The sequence below is a fragment of the Pseudomonas karstica genome, from assembly GCF_009707515.1.
Taxonomy (GTDB): domain Bacteria; phylum Pseudomonadota; class Gammaproteobacteria; order Pseudomonadales; family Pseudomonadaceae; genus Aquipseudomonas; species Aquipseudomonas karstica.
The window spans coordinates 24476-47029 of record NZ_WLYI01000015.1; the positions used below are offsets into that span (position 1 = coordinate 24476).

Below are 22554 nucleotides of genomic sequence, written 5' to 3' on the forward strand. Positions count from 1 at the left end.
GGCTACCGTAATGCTCAATATTGTTTTTGGAATGAGTGCTTAAACCGTCAGTCGCTGCCGGCATTAATCGGATTGGGTTGGCGTTTCTCGATGGCGTGTTTGAGTAGTGCTGCGCTGCGAAAGATTCCGTGGGCGAATTTGCTGTAGGGCATGGTCAGGAAAAACGCCATGACCAGGCCGAGATGGATAGCCAGCAATAAACCCAAGGCGGTGGTTTCACGGAACGCCAGCAGCACCAGGCCGCTCGCGCTGACCAAAAACAGCAACGCGATGAAGCCGCGATCCATGGGTTTTTGCTTCTCGTCGCCGTGGGCAGGATTGCGACGCAGGTTCAGCCACAGCAGGCCTGCTGGGCCGATCAACAGACCAATGCCGCCGGTGATACCTAACATCACCGGCAAGCTAAAGATTGGGTAAGGGGCCGACCAATTCAGCAGATAGTGAAAAAGCGTAGCGACACCGGTCGCCGCGAAACACAGCATGAAACCGTAGAAGGTCAGATGGTGGAAGCGCCGTCTCCACAAGGTGAATTTATCATCGGAGTTGTTGCAGCCCTCGCCATGTCCGCCGTCCAGGTATTTGAGTTTCGCGATGTTGGCCGTAGCCTCCAATGCCGCGGACGTTTTTAATGGCAAAGGTGCAGCAACCGGTGAGACGTTGCGCCAGAAGCGCCGCACACCCATCGTCAGCGCGAGTATCGCGAAGCCGAATACTGCGCCGAACATCAGCGCCAGGGTGTTATGCGGGAAGATCTTGTAGAAATTCCCCCCGGGAATGGCCGTGAACAGGTTGCCCATGACCATCAGGGTGAGGCATAGAAACAATGCCAGGCCCGCACCAGAAGCCAGCGCCAGGGTCAGGCCATTGCGCTGGTACAACTTGCCCATCACCTGTGGCCAAGCGTATTCGGCGTAGGTATCCAGGCGTACTTTGGCCATGGCTTTCGGTACATTGATCTCGAATTCGTGGGGGGCGGCGTACTGACAGGCGTGCAAACAAGCACCGCAGTTATGGCAAAGGTTCGCCAGGTAATGGATGTCGGCTTGAGCGAACTCCAGGCGCCGGGTCATTGCCGGAAATACCGCGCAAAAGCCTTCGCAATAGCGGCAGGAATTGCAGATGGTCATCTGCCGTTGGACTTCACTTTCGTCAAGATTCAAGACCGGGATTAACCCGCTTGGCGTCTTGGGATCAAACAGTTGCATGTCGAGATTCCGTGTTAGCAGGTGAAATGCCAAAGCCGACCGAAGCGGCCGCCTGTACTCCGGCGATGCGCCCGAAAGCGGTACCGATAGCCATGCCAATCCCCGCGGTATAACCCTTGCCCAAGACGTTGCCGGCCATCATTTCTCCTGCTACGAACAGGTTGGGGCTCGCTTTGCCATTGAAATGCACGGCAGCGGTTTCGTCGGTAGCGAGGCCGAGGTAGGTGAATGTGACACCCGGTTTAAGCGGATAGGCATAGAAAGGCGGCTTCACTAATGGTCGCGCCCAATGGGTCTTGGCCGGCGTTAGCCCTTGGGTATGGCAATCGTCCAACGCGGTATGGTCGAAAGTGCCGACCCGGCAGGCGTTGTTGTAGTCCTCGATGGTCTTGACGAATTGCGCCTGCGGAAGCTTCAACTGGCGGGCCAGATCTTGCAGGGTATTGGCGGCAGTGCCGGGGAAAACGGGTGGCATGAAGCGGCCAATTGCTTGCTGATCGATAATCGAATAGGCCTGCTGGCCAGGTTGCCCGGCCACCAGGCGCCCCCAGATCGCATAACGCTTGGGCCAGAAGTCTTCGCCTTCGTCGTAGAAGCGTTCGCCGTCGCGATTGACGACTACACCCAACGACACGCAGTCGATACGGGTGCAAATGCCGCCGTCGTACAGCGGTGCGCGAGCATCAATCGCGACCATGTGCGCTTGTGTCGGGTCACCGGTCACATCAGCACCAAGATCGAGCATGCGCCGCAGCAAAATGCCGGTATTGAAGCGTGTGCCACGGATCAGGAAATTGTCGGATGGCCATTCACCGCGCTCGTTCTGGCCCCAGGCTTCGCGGAGCCATTCACGGTTGGATTCAAAGCCACCGGCCGCTAGCACGCAGGCTCGGGCTTCAATGCGTTCTGCAGCCACATGCTGGCCATCGACCTCTCGCTCGCCAATGTGGGCGGCGACGAATTTGCCATCGTCCAACTCGATGTCGGTGACTTGAGTGTTGTAGCGGACTTTCACGCCTAGACGTTCTGCACTGCGAAAATACGCATTGACCAGCGCTTTGCCGCCCCCCATGAAAAATGCATTGGTACGCGCCACATGCAGGGCGCCGGACAGCGGAGGTTGGAAATGCACGCCGTGTGAGCGCATCCAGTCGCGGCAAGAAGACGATGCGCGGATGGCGATACGGGCTAGTTTCTCGTCGGTTATGCCTCCGGTGACCTTCAGCAGGTCTTGCCAGTATTCTTCTTCCGGGTAGGCATCAATCAGCACGTCCTGCGGTTCGTCGTGCATGCAACGCAGGTTGCGGGTGTGTTGCGAGTTACCGCCGCGCCAGGCTTTTGGTGAGGCTTCCAGCAGCATTACGCTGGCGCCGGCCTCACGCGCCATCAGCGCGGCGCACAAGGCAGCATTGCCACCACCTATAATTAGTACATCGATCATTGTCGCTCCTCCATCGTAAGACGGCAGAAACAAGAGGTTCCTTACGATGATCGAACAGTAGGGGACACGGCGAAACGCCGAAAGGCGGCTTTTGACATGGGGTGTTTAGTTATTTTAAAGGGCTGGCGATCGGTGATCAGCCGATCGGAGGGGTTGCAGCGATGCCTAGGACGTTGCGCCTTCGATCCAGGTTGCTCCTGGCCAATGCTGATCGATGACCAATTGTCGTGCGACTTCGGTGATGACCAGGCGCGTGGCCAAGACAGCCGAGGACAACTCGTCGTCGGCCAGTGTCACCAGCACATTCCGTCGCCCAACATGTGGATCGGCAATTCTAATCAGTGACAGTTGTGACTCAACCAGGGCGGCGGCGGCACCGGGCTGTATGGTCGCCGCGTGGCCAGCCCGAACTGCATTCATCAGTACGGCGAGGCCGTCAACTTCCATGATGATGTTAGGCACTAGCCCTACGCGTTCGAACGCGCTCATTAAGGCCGAGCGTAAACCATGTTGAGCGCTGGGCATCACCAAAGGCAGCTCGCCAAGGTCCACAAGCTGAACGCTGTCACCACGAGGCGCTTGAGGCAGGTGAGGGGGCGCTATCACAAACAGTTTTTCGTTCAGCAACGGCCTCACACTCCAGCGTTTCCCGCCGTCGAGTTGGAATAGAATGGCCAAATCGATCTGCCGCGAATTAAGTTGTGCAGCCAAGTGCCCGGAAAGCATCTCCACCAGATGCAATTGAATGTCCGGATAGCGCTCACGCATGGCGTTAATCAACGGCAGGGCGAGCACCGTCGCTGTAGTCGGTGCCAAGCCAACGGTCACGTAGCCACTCATTCGTCCGCGATGCGCGGCCATGATGGCGTTTTCCGCCTGGCGTAACGTCAGTTGGGCATGGTGCAAAAATGCAAACCCCGAGCTAGTGGGTGTTACGCCCGTGGTAGTTCGATTGAGGAGTCGGGTCGAGAGCTCATTTTCCAGCTTGGAGATTTGCTGGCTCAGAGCAGACACGCCGACGTCCAGTTCGAGTGCAGCACGACCAAGACTGCCGTGCTCGACAATTTTTACGAAATAGCGGAGTTGCCTTAATTCCAAAGGATGCGACTCCTCGTCACGTTGTTATTCGAAAAACTGAATGGTTGCCAGAATCACGGAGCCATTGAGCACAGAATAACGCAGTGGCGTTTTATCTCTAATCACTTCATTTCGGCTTGTATCCCTCGGTTCAATTATTTGGCGAGGATGCGCAGGAGAATGCACGGAGAGAGGGTATAGGGGTAGATAACGATAGATCGCCAGAAACAAGAAAGCCCGCACGAGGCGGGCTTCTTGAGGTGATTCATAGACTGCTGTAGACATCTATGGATCGGTACTTGGTGGCTACACAGGGACTTGAACCCCGGACCCCAGCATTATGAATGCTATGCTCTAACCAACTGAGCTATGTAGCCAAGTGGCGCGCATTATTCGCGTAGAACGACAATGCGTCAAGCGTTTTTGTTGAAAATTTATCTACGCTATCAATTGTTTATGGAAATACACCGGTTGAGGCGACGAGCGGCGGGCGATTTTCATCTATCCCTTTTGAGCGTCCCCCCTGTGCCGTGCGGGGCAAGCCTGCTTACCAGGCGTTGCGCTTTAAAGGGGCGTAACGGCGGTCTCGACTGATCCACTCGTTAGCAGCCTAAGGGTCTGGCCTTCCTGCACCTAAAAGTGGCACATTGTCGCACCTGCACCTGTGCATCCATCTGTTGTACGGAAACTCTCTCCATGGCTCTGAGCAATCCCCAGCCCTCTGTGGCTACGACGCCTGCCGCCGGGCAAACCAGCCCGCTGGTCATGCGTGTCATCGGCGCGGTAGCGCTGGCGCATTTGATCAATGACTTGATTCAGGCGGTATTGCCGTCGATCTATCCGATGCTCAAGGCTAATTATGGCCTGACGTTCACCCAGGTCGGGCTGATCACCCTGACCTTCCAACTGACTGCCTCCCTGTTGCAGCCGTGGGTGGGTTATTACACCGACCGTCATCCCAAGCCGTTCCTCTTGCCATGCGGGATGATCTGCACGCTGATCGGCATTCTGATGATGTCCCAGGCCGGCAGTTTCCCGTTGATTCTCCTGGCGGCGGGACTGATTGGGGTCGGTTCCTCGACCTTTCACCCGGAGGCGTCCCGTGTGGCGCGGCTGGCTTCGGGCGGGCGCTATGGCCTGGCGCAGTCAACGTTCCAGGTGGGCGGTAATGCAGGTTCCGCTTTTGGTCCGTTGTTGGCGGCGGCGATCATCATTCCGTTCGGTCAAGGCAATGTGGCCTGGTTCGGTTTGTTCGCGATATTTGCCCTGGGCGTGCTGTACGCCATCAGCCGCTGGTACCGCAATCACCTGAACCTGTTCAAACTCAAGCAAGGCCAGGTGGCAACCCATGGCTTATCCAAGGGCCGGGTACTCAGTGCGTTGGTGGTGCTCGGGCTGCTGGTGTTTTCCAAGTACTTCTACATGGCCAGTTTCACCAGTTACTTCACGTTCTACCTGATCGAGAAATTCGACCTGTCGGTGGCCAGCTCCCAGTTGCATCTGTTTCTGTTTCTCGGTGCAGTAGCGGCGGGGACGTTCTTCGGCGGGCCGATTGGCGACAAGATTGGGCGCAAGGCGGTGATCTGGTTCTCGATCCTGGGTGTGGCACCGTTCACCTTGTTGTTGCCCCATGTCGACCTGTTCTGGACCAGCGTGCTCAGCGTGGTGATCGGCTTCATCCTGGCCTCGGCGTTCTCGGCGATTGTGGTGTATGCCCAGGAACTGGTGCCGGGTAACGTGGGGATGATTGCCGGGGTGTTCTTTGGCCTGATGTTCGGTTTTGGCGGGATTGGCGCGGCGTTGCTGGGGCATTTGGCAGATACCCACGGCATTGAGTACGTGTACACGTTGTGCTCGTTCTTGCCGTTGTTCGGGGTATTGGCGATTCTTTTGCCACGTGCGAAAAAAACCTGATCAGGTCGGGCAGATATCCCTGCTGCCCAACGCTTGCGTTTAACCGTTAAATCGAATGCTCCTGCGATAGGCTTCGGCGTGGTGCCGGGGCCCCGATTTAAGGGCGCAGCGGGTTGTGGGTGGCCCGCTTGAGTTGTTCGCGTGCACGCGAGAGGCGCGAGCGGACGGTGCCAATGGGAATCTCCAGAACGTTGGCCGTGTCCTGGTAGCTGCCGTCGGTCTGCAACGAGGCATACAGCGTTTTGCGCATTTCCACCGGCAGGTGCTTGATGGCTCTCAGGGTTCTTTCAAGCCTGCGATTAACCTCGAACTCCCAGTCCAGATTTTTGCTTTCCTCCTGGCCGTGCCATAGCGACTCATCAAACTCGCAATGCACAGGCTTGGCATACAGGCGTCGAAAATGATTGCGGATCAGGTTCTGGGCAATGCCGCACATCCAGGTGCTGAGGGCTGCCTGGCCGCTGAAACGTTCCTTGTTGCGCCAGGCTTCCAGATACGTCAGTTGCAAAAGATCGTCCGCATCTTCCGGGTTGAGTACGCGCTTATGAATGAATCGACGAAGTTTTTTCTGGTGGTCGTCCGACAGATCGAGCATGGATTGGGGCGAGTCAGGGGGAAGGTGGCCTAAAGCATCAATAGGGATATCCATGATTTTTTCCTCAGGGTAGACACGGTCGAAATGGTTTCGACGAAAACCCTGTTAGCACTGCCTGTGCCAACAAAAAAAATCATGTATCTAATTGATATTTATAAGTAAAAATCTTTTTTGAGGTGCGTTTTCGTGCAATAACTTGCACAAAGTGATGTGGTCGTGTGCAAGGTTTTTCAAAATTCGCTCGATGTGGATAAGGGTGGAACCTTACCGGGGTTGTTTGCCACACAAGGAAACGAAACTTCCTGTCTGGCCCACCCATGAAAGTCGATCCCCTCAACGATATGCAAAAAATTCAAGGTCCAGATCCGCTCAGCTCTGCCAGTATCAGTCCTGCGCAAATGTCGCCAGCCGTTGCCGCGCCTGCTGCCGACGATCTCGGTGCGTTGTTCAGCCAGGAAGTCGAGCTCCACAGCAAGGCCATGAGCCTGCGTCAGTTGAATGTGCGCGTGACACCTGTTGCGCAGTTGTCACAACTTTATGATCAGTTGGGTCACCCGGCCCAGGCAAGCCTGGCGGCCATCTCGCGTAAGGTCAGGGTGCAATTGCTGCAGCACTCCAGCGTTGACAGCTTGCTGGAGCTTACGGGCAACGATCCGGCACGCACTTACGTGGTGCTCAAACAGATCACTGCCCAGGCCGAAGCCGAAGTCCGCAAGGCCGAGGTGGTCCTGGCGCGTGATGCCTTGGCCAAGCTGGAAATCCGCTTCAAGGGGGAGATTCAGGCAGGGCTGAACATCGCCATGGCGCTGCAGGCGTCCAGCGATGATCCGGAGCTGCGCCAAGCGGTGCGTACGTTGTATTACTCCAGTGTGGTCGCCCGGCAATCGCTGGTCACCTTGATGCAGGCATTGCTGGGACTGTTCGGCGGCGAGCAGTTCAGTACTGGCCTGAAGGTGATGCGTCGGGCCCTGGCCGACGACATCGCGGCACATACGCCTTCCGTTGCTTGCGCCAAGTTGCGCACGTTGCTGTTGGGTTTGCAAAGCTGCGGTCAACTGAGCAGCGTCCTGTCCTATTGCCGGGAGTTGGTCCAGCATCTGCCCCCTATGCATCCTGCGGGCGCACCGGATGCCGTGATCCTGCTGCAGCGTCTTTTGGGCTATGCGAGCACAGGTATCGCACCCCCTGAGGTCCAGCGCCTGGGCAATGAGTTCGGCGGAGAGCAGCCCTCCAGTCAGCTGATTTCCCTCAATGCCATTTATCCGGTAATCCAGCGTCTACCCCTGGCCTTATGGCAGGACAGCAGAGGGCGGCAGGAAGTGCTGCACAACTTTTTGCTGGTGATGGACGAGTACACGCGCAACGAACGAAGCGCCCAACAATTGGCCAACACGCCGGAGCTCGAACAGTGAAGGCGCTGGCGTTACTGAATACCCTGCTCCTAAAGGTTGCACAACGCGCCGAGGTCCTGGGTGCGGTGGTGGTGATGGCCATCGTGTTTATCTTTATCGTGCCGTTGCCCACCTGGCTGGTGGATATTCTGATCGCCCTCAACATTTGCATATCGTGCCTGTTGATCGTGCTGGCGCTCTATTTACCCGGGCCGCTGGCCTTTTCCTCGTTTCCGTCGATCCTGCTGCTGACCACCATGTTTCGCCTGGCGTTGTCGATCGCCACCACGCGCCTGATCCTGTTGGAGCAGGATGCCGGAGACATTGTCGAGGCCTTCGGTAACTTCGTGGTGGGGGGCAACCTGGCGGTGGGACTGGTGATCTTCATGATCCTGACCCTCGTCAACTTCCTGGTTATTACCAAGGGCTCGGAACGTGTCGCCGAAGTCGCGGCGCGCTTCAGCCTGGATGCGATGCCTGGCAAACAGATGTCCATCGACAGCGATTTGCGCGCCGGGCTGATCGACGGCATTCAGGCCCGGGACAAGCGTGAACAGCTGTCTCGCGAAAGCCAGTTGTTCGGGGCCATGGACGGGGCCATGAAGTTCGTCAAGGGCGATGCCATCGCCGGGTTGGTGATCGTGGTCATCAACTTGCTGGGTGGATTTTCCACCGGCATGTTCCAGCACGGCATGAGTGCCGGCGAGTCCATGGCCCTGTATTCGGTGCTGACTATCGGTGATGGCCTGATTGCACAGATTCCCGCGCTGCTGATCTCCCTGACGGCGGGCATGATCATCACGCGCGTGGCGCCCGATGGGCGCAACAAAGGCACCAATAACATGGGCGCCGAGATTGCCCGGCAGATGACCAGTGAACCCAAGAGCTGGATGATTGCCTCCGTCGGTATGCTCGCTTTTGCGGCACTGCCGGGCATGCCTACCCTGGTGTTTATCCTTATCTCGCTGATGACCGGATCCCTGGGCTACTACCTGGCGCGTCAGCGCAAGAAAGCAGAACAGCCGGCAGAGTCGACCACTGAGGTAGCTCCGGAAAAAAACGGTGAGGAAGACCTGCGTGGGTTTGATCCTTCCCGGCCCTACTTGTTGCAGTTTCCGGCTGCATTACAGAATTCCCAGGCTGTCGCCGAGCTGGTCCAAGGCATCCGGCAAACTCGCAATGGCCTGGTCGCCAGCGTCGGCTTGACGCTACCGCCTTTTGACATCGAGTTCAGCCTGTTGCTGGCCGAGGATGAGTTTCGCTTCTGCGTGCATGAAGTGCCGGTACTCAAGGCCACTCTGGGAGGCTGGGTGGCGGTGGACCGCAAGGCATTGACGACAGAGCCTGCCAACGGCATGCGTGGCCTGGCGGTGCGGGATGAAGAGGACTGGATGTGGCTCGCGCCAGATGACCTGTTACTGGGCGATGAGCAACTGGAACGGTTTACCGCACACAGTTTGATCATCGAGCGCATGGCGCGGGCGATGATGCTCAGCGGGCCGCAGTTTCTCGGGATCCAGGAGAGCAAGTCGATTCTCAGTTGGCTTGAATTCAACCAGCCTGAGTTGGTTCAAGAACTACAACGCATCATGCCGCTTTCGCGTTTCTCGGCAGTGTTGCAACGCCTGGCCGGTGAAGGCGTGCCGCTACGGGCAGTACGGCTGATCGTCGAGGCATTGATTGAATATGGTCAGCATGAGCGTGAGCCGGATGCCTTGGCCGACTACGCCCGAATCGCGCTGAAATCGCAGATATTCTATCAGTACAGCGAAGCCGATGGCCTGCATGCCTGGCTGCTGTCGCCCCAAACCGAGAATGTTTTGCGTGAAGCGTTACGCCAGACCCAGACCGGGGTGTTTTTTGCCCTCGACAATGACAGCAGCGCAATCCTGATCAGCCTGCTCAAGCAGGCTTTTGTCATTCGTGCCAAGCGCAAAAGTGTGCTGTTGGTGGCGCAGGATTTGCGCAGCCCTTTGCGTACCCTGCTGCAGGAAGAGTTCAACCATGTGCCGGTGCTGTCGTTTGCCGAACTGGGGAGCGCATCCAAGGTAAAAGTGCTGGGCCGTTTTGAGCTTGACCGGGACAGTCTGTTGCACGAGGCCGTGGCATGAGTGCGCACATGACATATAGGCCCTTTTCAGCGGCAGCGGGGGCATGATGATGTTCGAATTGCGAGTACTGGATGGCTTGCATCAGGGAGCGGCGTTGCCGCTGTTCGGTGAGCAGTGGTGCATCGGCGCTCATTCTGATGCTGACCTGGTGCTTCATGACCCGGGGATTGCCGCGCGCCATGTGCGGTTGTGTTGTGTCGAGCAGCGCTGGTTGGTACAGGCCGAGGAGGGTCTGGTACTGGATGCCGACGGCCAGGCGCTGGCGCAGATCGGCGACCTGGCGCTCAATACGCCATTTTCGGTGGGAGGTATTCGGCTCTGTGTCGCCTCGGCCGATCAGCCCTGGCCACAGAAACCTGAACCCGTGGCCGAGGTATTGGTGCCAGTCAGCAGTGATGTATCTATGTCCCGGACGTTGTCTTCGCTGTCCAGGTCAATGTCCAGGTCACAGCAGAAACGCCTGATGGCTGTGCTGGTGGTCGTTGCGCTGGGTGTTACGGCGCTGGGTATGACCTCCCCCGACGGGCGTCAGGCCCAGGCATCGCTGATGCCGGCCATCAGTCATAAAACCGAGCTGGCTTCATCCTATGAAGTGCGCCAACAGTTGTTGAAGATGCTCCGCGAGCGTGAGTTGAGCCATCGGGTTCGCCTGCAGGTGATCAATGGGCAGATTGTATTCGACGGTGATGTTTCCCAAGAGGAAATGGAGTTGCTCACGCGCATGCTCCACCGTTTTGGCGAGCAGTTCGAAACCGCCGTGCCGGTCATGAGCCGAGTGAAAGAGCGCAACAACAGCTTCCCATTCAAGATTGTGCAGATCGTCGGCGGACCGAACGGCCATGTCGTCCTGGAGCAAGGCAGTCGGCTGTTTCTTGGTGATGAGGTGGACGGCTTGCGACTGGTCTCCATTGATAACGGCAAGGTGGTGTTCGATGGTCGTCAGCGTTATGAGGTGCGCTGGTGAACCAGGACATGCAGGCCCGTCTGGATGCCTGGCAGCAGCGCCAGTCGAGTGCGCTGGCGAGCTTTGCACCGGTTGCCGTGCGCGGCCGCATCCAGCGCGTCAATGGTATGTTGTTGCAATGTCGCCTTCCACAAGCGCGCATCGGTGATCTGTGCCAAGTCGAAAAATCTGCTGGCGAATACATGCTGGCTGAGATTATCGGCTTCGATCAACAGGATGCCGTGCTCAGTGCCCTGGGCAACCTTGAAGGCGTGCGAGTAGGTGCCAGTGTGCAACGCCTGGGGGTGCCACATCGGGTACGGGTCGGCGATGAATTGCTGGGTCAGGTGCTCGATGGTTTCGGGCGGCCGATTGCGGGCGATGGTCCCAGTGCTTTTGTCGAGGCCGACACGCCGGATGCGAGCACGGTGTTGTGTGAGGCGCCATTGCCCACCGAGCGGCCCAGGATCAACCGGGCGTTGTCCACGGGGGTGCGCTCGATCGATGGGTTGATCACGCTGGGCGAGGGCCAGCGCATCGGCCTGTTCGCCGGCGCTGGCTGTGGCAAGACTACCTTGTTGGCCGAGATCGCCCGCAACGTCGAGTGTGATGTGATCGTGTTTGGGCTGATTGGCGAGCGTGGCCGGGAACTGCGCGAATTTCTTGACCACGAACTCGATGATCAATTGCGCGCCAAGGCCGTGTTGGTGTGTGCGACGTCCGACCGCTCAAGCATGGAGCGCGCCCGAGCGGCCTTCACCGCGACAGCGTTGGCCGAAGGCTTCCGGCGCAAGGGTAAGCGGGTGTTACTGCTGATTGACTCCTTGACCCGATTTGCGCGGGCCCAGCGTGAAATCGGTCTGGCTGCCGGCGAGCCTCTGGGCCGTGGCGGCTTGCCGCCTTCGGTGTACAGCCTGATGCCGCGCCTGGTGGAACGGGCCGGATTGACTCGCGACGGGGTGATCACGGCCATCTACACCGTGCTTATCGAGCAGGACTCGATGAACGACCCGGTGGCGGATGAAGTGCGCTCCCTGCTGGACGGTCATATCGTGCTGTCACGCAAGCTGGCAGAGCGCGGCCACTATCCGGCGGTTGATGTGTTGGCCAGCCTTTCACGGATTTTAAGTAATGTCGCCGAGCCTGCGCATATCCAGGCCGGTACGGCCTTGCGACGCCTGTTGTCGGCGTACCAGCAGATCGAACTGATGCTCAAGTTGGGCGAGTACCAACCTGGCAGCGATGCCCTGACCGCCTGGCGGTGGACAGCCGCCAGGCGGTTGATGGTTTCCTGCGTCAGGACCTGCGTGAGCCCATGCCGATGGAGATGACCCTGGACCAACTGATGGAGTTGACCGCCGATGTCCCTTTCTGAAATCGATACCTTGCGGCGCTTGCGCAAGCATCGAGCAGACCGGGCGGAGCGGGCGTTGCGTGCGGCCAAAAAGCAACAGCAAGCGCTGTTGTTGCAAATCCAGCAGGCACAGGACGCACTGGAGCAAACCCGGTTGGATGAAACCCGCAAAACCGCAGAGTTGTTGGGCAAGCATCAAGGGCAAGTGATCTCATTCCAGGACCTCAAGTCCTGGAATGCCCAGGAACGTACGTTGTCCGCCGACACCCGCCGTGAAGAAGGGCAGTTGCATGAACTGCACAGCCAGCGCGAGGAGCAGTCGACCCACATCGACAGCGCGCAGAAGCAGGTTACCCAGCGTTTGCGCGAGGTCGAAAAGCTCCAGGAGTTATCCCTTTTGTTGGTGCAGGAAGAGAACGATGAAGCAAGTTCCAGTGAACAAACCTGAGCGCTCGCGTCTGCGCGAGCCTCGGGAAGAGCGTGAGCCCGGCATGGGGGGAGTGGTGCCCTGGGAGCAAGGACGGTTATTTACCCAGCTGTTTACCACCGACCGTGAGGGCGGCGGTTACGGTTCGTCCCCGCCGGGCATGACGGCCTCGACCGAGCCCCTGATGATTGAGGCATTGGCCGAGCAGTTGGCGCCTCGTATACAGGGGGCCTCGCAATGGCCTCTGCAGGCCACGCTTTACCTGCCGCGCCTGGGGCGGATCAACGCCAGCGTGCGCCGGGAGCAGGGCGCCTGGAACGTTGAACTGGAGGCGGAGGAAGAGCACACGGCGCGTTGGCTACCTGGCGTGCGCCAACGCCTCCAGGATGGACTGGCCGGGGTGCTGGCGCAGCCTGTCAACGTGCACCTGGCCCACGTGGATCCGGCATGATCATGCCGTTTTTAACCGTGCCTGTGGTGGATGGCGCCACGGATGTTGCGCGGCGCAGGTTGGGTCGCGGTTTGCGCATGCCGTTTCAGGTTGCAGGCCAGAACGGTGACTTGCTGATGGAGCCCGGCCGTGCCCCCACGGGCGTTGCGCCGCTGTGTTTCGAGAGCGCCTGTGGGGTGCTGGCGTTCGCCGAACCAGGGCCACTGTTTAGTCTGTTGGGGGAGTGCCCGGTGACGTTGGCCGAGGCCGGCAATGATCCGGACTCGTGGTTCTGGGAACTGTTCCAGCACCACTTGAGCCCTCAGGTGCGGGCGTTGTTCGGTTACCTGCGGTTGCTGCCGGCTTCCAGGAGGTTGAACTTCGGCTGTCGCTTCACGGTGACCCTGGGGGCTTCGAGGGTTGTGGGTTATCTGTGGCTGGCCCCCGAGAGCTTGCTGGAGTTATACGAGGCCGGCCCTTGGCAACCGACAGCGGGCCCGCTGCCGGCTTCATTTCCGTGGGCAATGGCGGTGACCCTGGGGCGCCTGCAATTGTCGATCACGCAGTTGCGCAGTGTACGTGCTGGTGATGTGCTGATGCTCGAACAACCCTTTTTCGATGTGCAAGGCAATGGTCACTTGCACATGGGCAGGCATCGGTTGCACGGGCGTATTGACGATGAATCCGGGCCGTTGTGCCTGACGCTTATTTCGATTGAGGAAACGTCCGTGGACGAAGATCTGGCAACACAGCAGTACCCGGGGCATGAGGATGATCAACCTGTGGCGGATGTCTTCGGCCATGAACCTTTCGACGAGTTGAGCATGGCCCTGACGGTGCGCTGCGGCACCCTGAACCTGACTCTGGGTGAACTGCGCAATCTTGCTCCCGGTGCAGTGTTGGGCATCACCGGGTACGCCCCCGGAATGGCCGGGCTTTATTACGGCGACCGCCCGATTGGCCAGGGGCAGTTGGTGGACGTCGACGGGCGCCTCGGGTTGCAGTTGTCCCGTGTGATTTTCGCCAGATGACGCTCCAGGGGATTGACCCCCTTGTCCTGGCGCTGTTTCTCGGCTCATTGTCGTTGATGCCGATGCTGTTGATCATTTGTACGTCTTTCTTGAAGATCGTGATTGTGCTGATGATCACCCGCAACGCCATCGGCGTGCAGCAGGTGCCGCCGAGCATGGCCATCAATGGTATAGCGCTGGCCGCGACGCTGTTTATCATGGCGCCCGTGGGGTACGAGATCGCCCAGAACGTCAAGGCTTCGCCAGTGGACATGAGCAACGTACAGACGCTTTTGGACACCGGGCTTGGGGCCATCCAGCCGCTGCGTGCGTTCATGCTGCGCAATACCGACGCGGACGTGTTGACCCACCTGCTGGAAAACAGCGCGCGCATGTGGCCGCCTGAAATGGCGCAAAGCACCCAGCGCGAAGACCTGATCCTGTTGGTCCCGGCGTTTGTGTTGTCGCAGTTGCAGGCGGGGTTCGAGATTGGCTTTTTGATTTACATTCCGTTCATCGTGATCGACCTGATTGTCTCCAACCTGCTGTTGGCCCTGGGGATGCAAATGGTCTCGCCCATGACCATTTCCCTGCCGCTCAAGCTGTTGTTGTTCGTGATGGTTTCCGGGTGGTCGCGGTTGCTCGACAGCCTGTTCCTTTCTTACCTCTGAGTGACCTATGGAACCGATCGTGCTGTTCAAGCAGGGCATGCTGCTGGTGGTGGTGCTGTCAGCACCGCCGCTGATCGTGGCGGTGATCGTCGGCGTGCTGACGTCCCTGGTGCAGGCCTTGATGCAGATCCAGGACCAGACGCTGCCCTTCGGCATCAAGCTGGTGGCGGTGGGCATTACGCTGGTATTGACCGGCCGCTGGATCGGCCTGGAGTTGATCCAACTGATCAACCTGATGTTCGACATGATTGCCCGTTCGGCATTGAACTGAGGGACTGCGCGTGCTGCTTTATCTTGAATATCTGCCAAGCCTGCTGGTTGCCATGGCGCGTATCTATCCCTGTGCCTTTCTGGTGCCCGCGTTCAGTTTTCAACATATCCGCGGCATGCCCCGGCACGTCATCGTGATGGTCATGGCGCTCATTCCTGCGCCCGGTATCCATGCCGTAATGAGCGGCCAGGATTACTCCGCGCTGATGATCAGCGGGTTGGTACTCAAGGAGGCAGCCTTGGGCTTTTTACTGGGGATCTTGCTGGCCATGCCGTTCTGGATGTTCGAGTCGGTGGGGGCGCTGCTGGATAACCAGCGCGGTGCCTTGGCGGGTGGCCAACTCAACCCTTCGCTGGGGCCGGACGCCACGCCCATCGGGCACCTGTTCAAACAGTTGGTGATTTACCTGCTGATCGCGGTCCTGGGGCTGAGCGTCTTGACCCAGGTGATCTGGGACAGCTATCTGATCTGGCCGGCAACTGCCTGGCTGCCGCTGCCGGCAATCAATGGCTTCAGTGTTTTCCTCGGCGTGTTGGGCGATACCTTTACCCACATGATGCTGTACGCCGCGCCGTTTATTGCGGTGCTGCTGTTTCTGGAATTCGGCTTCGCGGTGCTAGGCCTGTACAGCCCGCAGCTGCAGGTTTCTACCTTGGCGACCCCGGTCAAGAGCCTCGCTGGGCTGGGAATTCTGCTGCTGTATTTTCCGTTGCTGCAAGATTTGATCGTCACCCGAATGGCGCAGTTGGCAGACCTCAAGCATTCCCTCGGCCTGATGTTTCAGGGCGCTGCACCATGAGTGATTCGGGGGAGAAAAAACACGCCGCCACCCCCAAGAAGCTCAAGGACCAGCGCAAGAAAGGCCAGGTCGCCCAAAGTCAGGACATCGGTAAGTTGCTGGTGCTGACAGTCCTGAGCGAAGTTGCTTTGCTTACCGCTGAGCTCAGCATGCAGCGCTTCCAGCAATTGCTGGTGCTGCCGATGGCACGAATCGGCCAGCCTTTTGTTCGTGCGTTGGAAGAGGTATTGATCGAGAGTGCGGTGGTTTTTTTCTCCTTTGCCCTGCTGATGGCTGGGCTGGCCATTGCCGTAAAACTGATCAGCAGTTGGATGCAGTTTGGCCTTCTGTTTGCACCGGAGTCCCTGAAGCCGGACTTCAATCGTCTCAACCCGCTCAATCAAGCCAAGCAAATGTTTTCCGGCCAGTCACTGATGAACCTGTTTATGGGCTTGGCCAAGGCCTTGCTCCTGTCGCTGATTCTGTACGTGGTGATCGGTCCGTCACTGGCGGCGCTGATCAGCTTGGCCAACAGCGATTTGCAAAGCTATATCCTGGCGCTGATCGTTTTGTTCCGACACTTGCTGCATGCCTGCCTGGGGTTGCTGCTGGTACTGGCGCTGATTGACCTGACGATGCAGAAGTACTTTTTTGCCAAGCGCATGCGCATGACCCAGGTAGAGGTGATCAAGGAGTACAAGGACATGGAAGGCGACCCCCATGTCAAGGGGCAGCGCCGTGCCTTGGCCTATCAATTGGCCCAGGAGGAGCCGAAGGTCAAGCTGCCCAAGCTTGAGGAGTCTGACATGCTGGTGGTCAACCCGACGCACTTTGCCGTCGCCCTGTACTACCGCCCCGGAAAAACGCCACTGCCGTTTCTGGTGGAAAAAGGCACGGATGCCGAGGCCCGCAAACTGATCGACCGAGCCAAGGCCGCCGACGTACCGGTTATCCAGTGTGTGTGGCTGGCGCGTACGCTGTATCAGAAAGAACTGGGGGCCAACATTCCGCGAGAAACGCTGCAGGCAGTAGCGTTGATCTACCGCACCTTGCGTGAGCTTGATGATGAGGCCAAGCGCGAGACGCTGGAATTGCCGGAACTTGAACAACGGTGAGAGAGCATTCTGGCTCAATAGCGATGGCGACTCACATTCAATGCTTCAAGGTTGGCCAGAGACAGTAGTCGGTGGATGATGACATCCAACCTGTCGGTATCCAGTGGTTGTGCAGGCAGTGCATGCCAGATCACCAGCGCGCCCTGGGTATCGAGATAGATAAAGCACCCGTCGAACATCAGGGCCTGTTCAAAGCGACGTTCCAGCACTCGCTGGAGCTGTCCAGGTTGCAACACTTCGCGGGCGATCTGCAAGGCCAGGCCCGTTTGGGCGCCAGCGTTCAATCGGCGCAGTTGGATACCTTGGCTGAGGACCTGGTGAGCGTCATTGCCGCTCACCAGGGTGTCCTGGAATAATCTGGCGATGCTGGTCATCGTCTAGTAATCCTTCGAGCGTCATCGTTCCAGCGGGACCGTCTGATAGTCCGACCTTTCACCGGAGGGGCCGGGTTCGGCACGCATATGCGATGGCCACCAGACCACCAGATCGTCATTGGATTGTGGACGGGAGCAGGAGTCACCCTGACAGGTGGGCGTACAGCCGGTGATTAGCAGAGCCAAGCCAAGAAATGTGACGCAGAACAATCGATGGATCATTGTGGCTTCATCCGAGTAGGGTTCAGCAGGGAGGGGCGGGATACGCCGATGTGTTCATCTTTGACCACTGTGCGCATGGCAATGAATACTTCTGCCTCTTCCCCCGGCTGTAGCCAAGAGCGAGGCCAGACGCTGACCGCCAGCGTTTGTGAGTTGCTGCATTCGCGCTCATCGATGCGCACCTTGCGGTCGTGCTGGTTGCGCAACACCACGACGGCCACGTTGAATTGCGGGCCGGTATACCACTGGCTGCGCTCGGTATTGAGCGTCAATAGGTCGCGGGTGCTGCACAAGGTTTCCAGGCCCAGGGGCATCGGTGCGGCCTTGAAGGCGCTGGGCACTTGCCCGCTGACAAGAGTTGCCAGGGTGTGGGTGATGTCGGCACGATTGATCACCGGTGGATGCTCAGCGTAGCGCCGTGTCAGAGGCTTGAGGGCGGCTTGCAGTTCCGGCTGGTCAGCTTGGGGCAAGTAGCGTGATGGATCAGCCTGGTCGCCAATGACCCGGGGCGTCAGGATGAACAAGCGTTCGCGCCGATTGTGCTGCCGTTCGGTCGAGGAGAACAACGCCTTGCCCAATAACGGTATATCCCCCAGCAGTGGAATCTTGTTTTGCTTGTCGGTGCTTTCCGTGACATGGAATCCGCCGACGACCAAGGAGCGTTTTTCCGCCATTACAGCCTGGGTACTGACCTTGCCTCGACGTATATCGGGACCGCTGCGCTCGGGGTTGGACTCATCGAAGTTGCCGTCTTCAATATCCACCACCAAATGAATCTGATGGGTGCCCCCGGTGGTAATGACCCTGGGCACGACCTGGAAACTGGTACCCACGGTGATGGGCAAAATGGTTGCGTTCTCGACACCCGCTGTCAGGTATTGGGTGCGATTGAAATCAATCACCGCCGGCTGGTTTTCCAGGGTAAGGACCGAGGGGTTGGACACCATGGTCGCCAGGCCACGAGCTTCCAGTGCCCGCACGTCGGCGTAGAAACGGTCGCGGTTTTCGATCGCCAACTGCGATGAGGTCCCGGGTGCCATGTTCACACCGCCTCGGAACCGGCTGTTCTGAAAGCCCCAATTAACGCCGAACTCGTGCAGTTGCGTGCGCTCGATATCCAGGATAATAGCGTCGATTTCTACCAGCTTGCGTGCCACGTCGAGCTGGGTGATCAGCTCACGGTACATCGCCTGGCGATCTGGCAGGTCATAGATCAGTACGGCGTTGTTACGCACATCGGCCTCGACGCGGATCCGGCTTGTAGAAACCGGTGCGCGCGGGGTGAGTGACATGCCGCTGTCCAGTTGCCCCAGGTTCGCGGGTGAGCCAAGCATTTGCCCTAGCATCGGGTTGCTCAAGCGGGGAAAGCCTGGGTTTATGGGGGACGGCTGTGATTGGGAGGTGGGTCGCTGGCTCATCCCCGAGAGAGTCGAAGTTCCCCGAGGCTCAAGTAACCCCCGCAGCATGCTGGCCACGCCTGGGATGATCAGCTTTTCGCCGCGATAGTCAATCTGGCGGTCCGCCGCATTGGCGAACTTCAACGGGTAGGCCAGTACACTCTGCTTTTCGTCGGGTGATTTGCGCTGGCTACTGAATTGCTTGATCTGCTCAATGTAACGCCTGGGGCCGGACACCAGTACCACGCCATCCTCAGGTAATTCACCCCAACCGAAACGGGTGTCCAGCAGTCCGATATCGGTCAACGCTTGTTTCAAATCGCCAATGGTTTCGGCCGAAACCTCCAGGCGTGAGGACTCCTGATGGTCCAGGGTACTGATGTGCAGGGTATTGTTGTACATATACCACTGGAAGCGATGTTCTACGCCAAGCCTGTCGAGCATCGACTGCGGAGTATTGGCGCGTATCTTGCCATTGACGTTGCCTTCCAGAAAACCGTCGACTTGCAGTTGAGTACCGAAGGTCTGGGCAAAGTCCTTCAGCACATCCCGTAGGGGCTTATGCTCGGCTTCATAGGCATAGGCGGTGTTTTTCCATTCGGCGGGGATGGCGGCGAGGGTGCTCTCCAGTGGGCTCAGCAACCAGGGCAATATGATCAGGCAGCGCCAGTGGCCTCTGCCTGCCATGGCAGCAGGCGATGTAGTGCGCAAGCGATTGCACCTGTGGATTTTGTTATACATGGAGAGTTCTCTGGTTAGTGCAGCAGCGAGCGTAGAGAGGTGGGATGGAGTTTTTGGACGGGTCGCGCAAGGCGCGCGACGATGGCTCGCCAGGTGTCACGCTGGTTGAGCAGGGATTCGAGACAACCCAGCAATTGTGTTTCGCCGGGTCGACCCGGCAAGCACTGAGTCAGCCAAAGTGCACCACTGGCAGGCGCCTGCGTAAGTGCACCCTGGAAGTGATTCAGGCTGGCGCCTCCCAAGCGCATCCAGGTTTGCAGCAGTGATTTATCAAGTCTGTCGTGCGTCAGCTGGACATTCAACAGCAGAACGCCCGCATGACGTCGCAGGATGATTTCGTCATTATCTTCTAACAACGTGATCTGTTCTTCGCGGGTGCCCAACCAGTGAATAAGTAGATCTTTCAATTTACTGAAAACTGTCAAAAGTCGTTTTGATGATAGTGTGGTTGACGCGGATGTTTTCGCCATAAGCTAGGTCGGAATGGAGAAGATGTTCTGTGAATTTCTGAATCGATTCTAAGTCTGCTTGCTCCAAAGCGTTGTTGTAATTTTTTTGGGCAGTCTTGCCGGTGTTCAAAAAATCGCGTCCTAGGTCTTTAAGGTTGTACATGGTCTTCCCCCGGTGATGTTGTGTGTTGATGTTGTGGTCGGTACCGGCTAATCAGTTCCTCGCGGGAGAAATTATTTGAAATGCGAGAGCTCAATGTTGAAACTACTTGTTGTTGAAAAATGTTTCGAGCAATGAGTTCCAGCTGATACGAAAGTCTCCCTCGTCTGTTTTCAGTACGAGCGTTTGCAGGCTGATGGTGTCGTCAGTGTGAAGTTGCCAAGGCGTCGCCCCATGAGCCGCAAGGCACTGCCTCACGTCCTCGATTTCATTTGGATGGCAGAGCAGTATCGCGTTTATCTCCGGAACTTGGTTCTCCAGCAATTGTTTGAGGAGGGCCGCCAGGCGTTTGGGTTCTACCGTATCGTCAAGCAGGCAGCGAATCGCTTGGTGGGTTATTGAGGTGGCATGCCATTCGAGCCTGTCGCACATCGCCTGACGGTCCTGTTCCCAGCGCTTGAGCTGGGCATCGGCACGTTGCCAGATTTCAACGCCGGCCTTTTCCAGCAGCGCTTCACATTGTTTTTCTGCCCGGTTTAGTAGCTCACCAGCCTGGGCATTGGCACAATTCAAAAGCTGGTTGGCCTGCGCGCAGTCGGCAAGCGTTTCCCGGGGAATCAGGGTTTGTGGCAGTCCAGGCGAGCCTTTGTGCAACTCAATTTTGTGCCGGCATATCATTGCTAATTTCCTTGCCCATACGAGTCAGGATGCCTTGTTGGTTATTGTCGTAACGCGCCATACAACGGCTTGCCAGAGGGTATTCAGTCGGCTGTTTACGTTCTCGGGCAAGAGGGTTTTTTTTTCCATCTCAAGCACGCGTGTAGAGGGAAAGCGCAATCGAAGGCGCTGCCAGGTAGGCGGATTTACCCAACTGCGTAGCAGTTGCAACGGATCATCATTGGGTAAAAGCATGTCAGGGGGCAGAGCCTTAGAAAGACGTACGCACCATTGGTGATGACTTTCGCTCAGGGGCGCTGCAGCTGTGGGGCTGAAAGTGTCGTGAATAAGTGCGAGCATCAGGTTGAGTTGTTCTGTTGGTGCGAGGACCAGCCGAAGTAGGGTGGGGTCAGGTAGTGGAGGCAAGCTGGGAGCAATGCCCGCAATAGTGCCGGTCACCAGCCCTCCACTGTGATAAAACGCGTTCATCGCAGGGTATCGGTCGATGGCTCTCCAGTCATCGTGGGAGGATTGCCACGCAAACGCCCACCATTGAGCCCAGGCCAGATGCTCATTCATCGAGTGGTTGGGTCTAGCTTCCATTGGATGGACCTGTCAACGGATCAGGAACGGGTGTCTGTTGTAACTGCCGCTGCCGCTGATTGCGCAAGAACACTGAGGCGATCACTCCTAGCCCCAGGGTGATGAGGGCAAATATAACGCAGGCCCGCCAAAACCCAAGATCATCTCCGGGTACCAGAAAAGGCCCGAAGTAAGCCAGGCGTTGCTGTTCTTGATAAGCCGTCGCAGGTACGAATATCACCGTGAGCTTTTGCGGGTTATCCACTGCTGTGGCCATACCCGGGATGCTGCTGGCCACCATTCTGCGCACCCGCGCACGGATGTTGTCTGGATCGAGGCGCGGGTCGTGCTTTATGAATACTGAAGCCGATGCAGGTTGGACCGGCTCTCCCGGGGCTATGCGTTCAGGCAGAACGACGTGTACTCGGGCGACGATGACACCGTCAATGTTGGACAGGGTGGCCTCAAGCTCTTGGGATAACGCATAGATATAGCGAGCCCGTTCTTCCAGTGGCGTTGAGATGACGCCTTCCTTGCGAAACGTATCGCCCAGCGTGGCTCGAGCTACCTTGGGCAAGCCGGCAGCTTCCAAGGTGCGTACGGCACGCCCGATGTCGATTGCATTAACCGTCACAACCACGCCATCTTTAGCCGGGATTTTTTGGGCACGAATATGTTTCTCTGCGAGTTCCGCGATGACCTCATTGGCTTCTTGCTCGGAGAGTTGGCGATGGAGTTCTACACGGTCACTGCAACCGTTCAGCACAAATATCAGGGACAGGAGTAAGGCTATGCGCGCGAGATGATTCATTTTTTGCTACTGCAGGTTAGTGATTTTTTCGATGCATTGGCTGGCTTTGCCAAGGCTCTTCACTAACAGTTGCGACATAAGCAAGGAGTTTGAAAGTTCCTTTGGGTATTTTTTCAGCTCATCCATATTTGCATCTTTACTGATGGCTTTTAAACTTTTGTTCAGGCGGTTTTTTGAGTTGATCAGCTGTTCTGAAGCGCCCGTTAGCAGGCTTGAGGCTCCCGCGGTTACCGTCGCTGTAATCGGTGGGGATGAGCGCTCGAGTGTTGATGTGAAAAAATCAACATCCGTACTTGATGTTAAGCTATCAGGTGTTTTGTAAGAAGATTGGGGACCAGTGCGCCCGGGTGAAATATATTCGTCTATGCGCATGTGAAATCCGTTGTGTGAAGGTTGGTAGGGCTATTGAAGAAGGCATGCAAAAGTTA

23 protein-coding genes, 1 tRNA gene and 1 pseudogene are annotated in these 22554 nt (G+C 57.7%); 12 read left to right on the forward strand and 13 right to left on the reverse strand.

Annotated elements, in window-relative coordinates:
- Positions 1–47 precede the first annotated feature (47 nt).
- The 4 genes from tcuB to GIR22_RS12450 all read right to left on the reverse strand — a co-directional run bounded on the left by tcuB (position 48) and on the right by GIR22_RS12450 (position 4100).
- Positions 48–1205, reverse strand: a complete 1158-nt coding sequence (tcuB, locus tag GIR22_RS12435) for a tricarballylate utilization 4Fe-4S protein TcuB (RefSeq protein WP_154743608.1) — start codon at positions 1203–1205, stop codon at positions 48–50.
- Positions 1192–2646, reverse strand: coding sequence for an FAD-dependent tricarballylate dehydrogenase TcuA (tcuA, locus tag GIR22_RS12440; protein ID WP_154743609.1), 1455 nt, complete (start codon positions 2644–2646; stop codon positions 1192–1194). Before tcuA ends, tcuB begins: the two co-directional genes overlap by 14 nt.
- Before the next feature lie 165 nt (positions 2647–2811).
- Entirely contained in the window at positions 2812–3744 is a 933-nt protein-coding gene (locus GIR22_RS12445; RefSeq protein ID WP_154743610.1) for a LysR family transcriptional regulator, read from the reverse strand.
- 279 nt (positions 3745–4023) lie between these two features.
- Positions 4024–4100, reverse strand: a tRNA-Met gene (locus GIR22_RS12450).
- A 319-nt stretch (positions 4101–4419) separates the two neighbouring features.
- Between GIR22_RS12450 and GIR22_RS12455 the strand changes: the two genes are divergently transcribed.
- Positions 4420–5637 carry an MFS transporter gene (locus GIR22_RS12455; protein ID WP_154743611.1) on the forward strand — a complete coding sequence of 406 codons (1218 nt, stop codon included), beginning with the start codon at positions 4420–4422 and terminating at the stop codon, positions 5635–5637.
- Between the two features lie 97 nt (positions 5638–5734).
- Here GIR22_RS12455 and GIR22_RS12460 read toward each other — a convergent pair whose 3' ends face one another.
- On the reverse strand, positions 5735–6286 hold the full coding sequence (locus tag GIR22_RS12460; RefSeq protein WP_154743612.1) for an RNA polymerase sigma factor: 552 nt from the start codon (positions 6284–6286) through the stop codon (positions 5735–5737).
- A gap of 263 nt (positions 6287–6549) precedes the next feature.
- On the opposite strand from GIR22_RS12460, the gene sctW reads away from it, so the two are divergent.
- The 11 genes and pseudogenes from sctW (at position 6550) to sctU (ending at position 16733) form a co-directional block, all read left to right on the forward strand.
- On the forward strand, positions 6550–7644 hold the full coding sequence (sctW, locus tag GIR22_RS12465) for a type III secretion system gatekeeper subunit SctW (protein WP_154743613.1): 1095 nt from the start codon (positions 6550–6552) through the stop codon (positions 7642–7644).
- Positions 7641–9734, forward strand: a complete 2094-nt coding sequence (gene sctV, locus GIR22_RS12470) for a type III secretion system export apparatus subunit SctV (RefSeq protein WP_178122224.1) — start codon at positions 7641–7643, stop codon at positions 9732–9734. Before sctW ends, sctV begins: the two co-directional genes overlap by 4 nt.
- Before the next feature lie 49 nt (positions 9735–9783).
- Positions 9784–10698: an FHA domain-containing protein gene (locus GIR22_RS12475; RefSeq protein WP_154743700.1), complete on the forward strand. Its 915-nt coding sequence runs from the start codon at positions 9784–9786 to the stop codon at positions 10696–10698.
- Positions 10695–12052 (forward strand): annotated as a pseudogene (locus tag GIR22_RS12480) (FliI/YscN family ATPase). Before GIR22_RS12475 ends, GIR22_RS12480 begins: the two are co-directional and overlap by 4 nt.
- The gene (gene sctO, locus GIR22_RS12485) at positions 12039–12479 is read left to right on the forward strand and encodes a type III secretion system stalk subunit SctO (protein WP_154743615.1); all 441 of its coding nucleotides are present in this window, start codon (positions 12039–12041) and stop codon (positions 12477–12479) included. Before GIR22_RS12480 ends, sctO begins: the two are co-directional and overlap by 14 nt.
- On the forward strand, positions 12451–12909 hold the full coding sequence (locus GIR22_RS12490; RefSeq protein ID WP_154743616.1) for a type III secretion system HrpP C-terminal domain-containing protein: 459 nt from the start codon (positions 12451–12453) through the stop codon (positions 12907–12909). Before sctO ends, GIR22_RS12490 begins: the two co-directional genes overlap by 29 nt.
- Positions 12906–13919, forward strand: coding sequence for a type III secretion system cytoplasmic ring protein SctQ (gene sctQ, locus GIR22_RS12495; protein WP_154743617.1), 1014 nt, complete (start codon positions 12906–12908; stop codon positions 13917–13919). Before GIR22_RS12490 ends, sctQ begins: the two co-directional genes overlap by 4 nt.
- Complete coding sequence (gene sctR / locus GIR22_RS12500; protein WP_154743618.1) at positions 13916–14569, forward strand: type III secretion system export apparatus subunit SctR; 654 nt, start codon at positions 13916–13918, stop codon at positions 14567–14569. Before sctQ ends, sctR begins: the two co-directional genes overlap by 4 nt.
- Positions 14570–14576: 7 nt before the next feature.
- Positions 14577–14840 carry a type III secretion system export apparatus subunit SctS gene (gene sctS / locus GIR22_RS12505; protein WP_010177045.1) on the forward strand — a complete coding sequence of 88 codons (264 nt, stop codon included), beginning with the start codon at positions 14577–14579 and terminating at the stop codon, positions 14838–14840.
- A 10-nt stretch (positions 14841–14850) separates the two neighbouring features.
- Positions 14851–15639: a type III secretion system export apparatus subunit SctT gene (sctT, locus tag GIR22_RS12510; protein ID WP_178122225.1), complete on the forward strand. Its 789-nt coding sequence runs from the start codon at positions 14851–14853 to the stop codon at positions 15637–15639.
- Complete coding sequence (gene sctU / locus GIR22_RS12515; RefSeq protein ID WP_154743620.1) at positions 15636–16733, forward strand: type III secretion system export apparatus subunit SctU; 1098 nt, start codon at positions 15636–15638, stop codon at positions 16731–16733. The genes sctT and sctU overlap by 4 nt, the downstream gene beginning before the upstream one ends.
- Positions 16734–16747: 14 nt before the next feature.
- Here sctU and GIR22_RS12520 read toward each other — a convergent pair whose 3' ends face one another.
- The 8 genes from GIR22_RS12520 to GIR22_RS12550 all read right to left on the reverse strand — a co-directional run bounded on the left by GIR22_RS12520 (position 16748) and on the right by GIR22_RS12550 (position 22498).
- The gene (locus GIR22_RS12520) at positions 16748–17107 is read right to left on the reverse strand and encodes a transcriptional regulator (protein WP_154743621.1); all 360 of its coding nucleotides are present in this window, start codon (positions 17105–17107) and stop codon (positions 16748–16750) included.
- 21 nt (positions 17108–17128) lie between these two features.
- Positions 17129–17329, reverse strand: coding sequence for an HrpT family type III secretion system protein (hrpT, locus tag GIR22_RS26410; protein ID WP_246208278.1), 201 nt, complete (start codon positions 17327–17329; stop codon positions 17129–17131).
- A complete protein-coding gene (gene sctC, locus GIR22_RS12525; protein WP_154743622.1) occupies positions 17326–19467 on the reverse strand; it encodes a type III secretion system outer membrane ring subunit SctC in 2142 nt (713 codons plus the stop codon). Before sctC ends, hrpT begins: the two co-directional genes overlap by 4 nt.
- Positions 19468–19481: 14 nt before the next feature.
- Entirely contained in the window at positions 19482–19937 is a 456-nt protein-coding gene (locus GIR22_RS12530; RefSeq protein WP_343039650.1) for a type III secretion protein, read from the reverse strand.
- Between the two features lie 244 nt (positions 19938–20181).
- The gene (sctL, locus tag GIR22_RS12535; RefSeq protein ID WP_154743623.1) at positions 20182–20754 is read right to left on the reverse strand and encodes a type III secretion system stator protein SctL; all 573 of its coding nucleotides are present in this window, start codon (positions 20752–20754) and stop codon (positions 20182–20184) included.
- Between the two features lie 24 nt (positions 20755–20778).
- Positions 20779–21312, reverse strand: coding sequence for a type III secretion protein (locus GIR22_RS12540; protein ID WP_154743624.1), 534 nt, complete (start codon positions 21310–21312; stop codon positions 20779–20781).
- A 13-nt stretch (positions 21313–21325) separates the two neighbouring features.
- Complete coding sequence (gene sctJ / locus GIR22_RS12545; RefSeq protein WP_154743625.1) at positions 21326–22126, reverse strand: type III secretion system inner membrane ring lipoprotein SctJ; 801 nt, start codon at positions 22124–22126, stop codon at positions 21326–21328.
- 6 nt (positions 22127–22132) lie between these two features.
- A complete protein-coding gene (locus GIR22_RS12550) occupies positions 22133–22498 on the reverse strand; it encodes an EscI/YscI/HrpB family type III secretion system inner rod protein (protein ID WP_154743626.1) in 366 nt (121 codons plus the stop codon).
- Positions 22499–22554 lie beyond the last annotated feature (56 nt).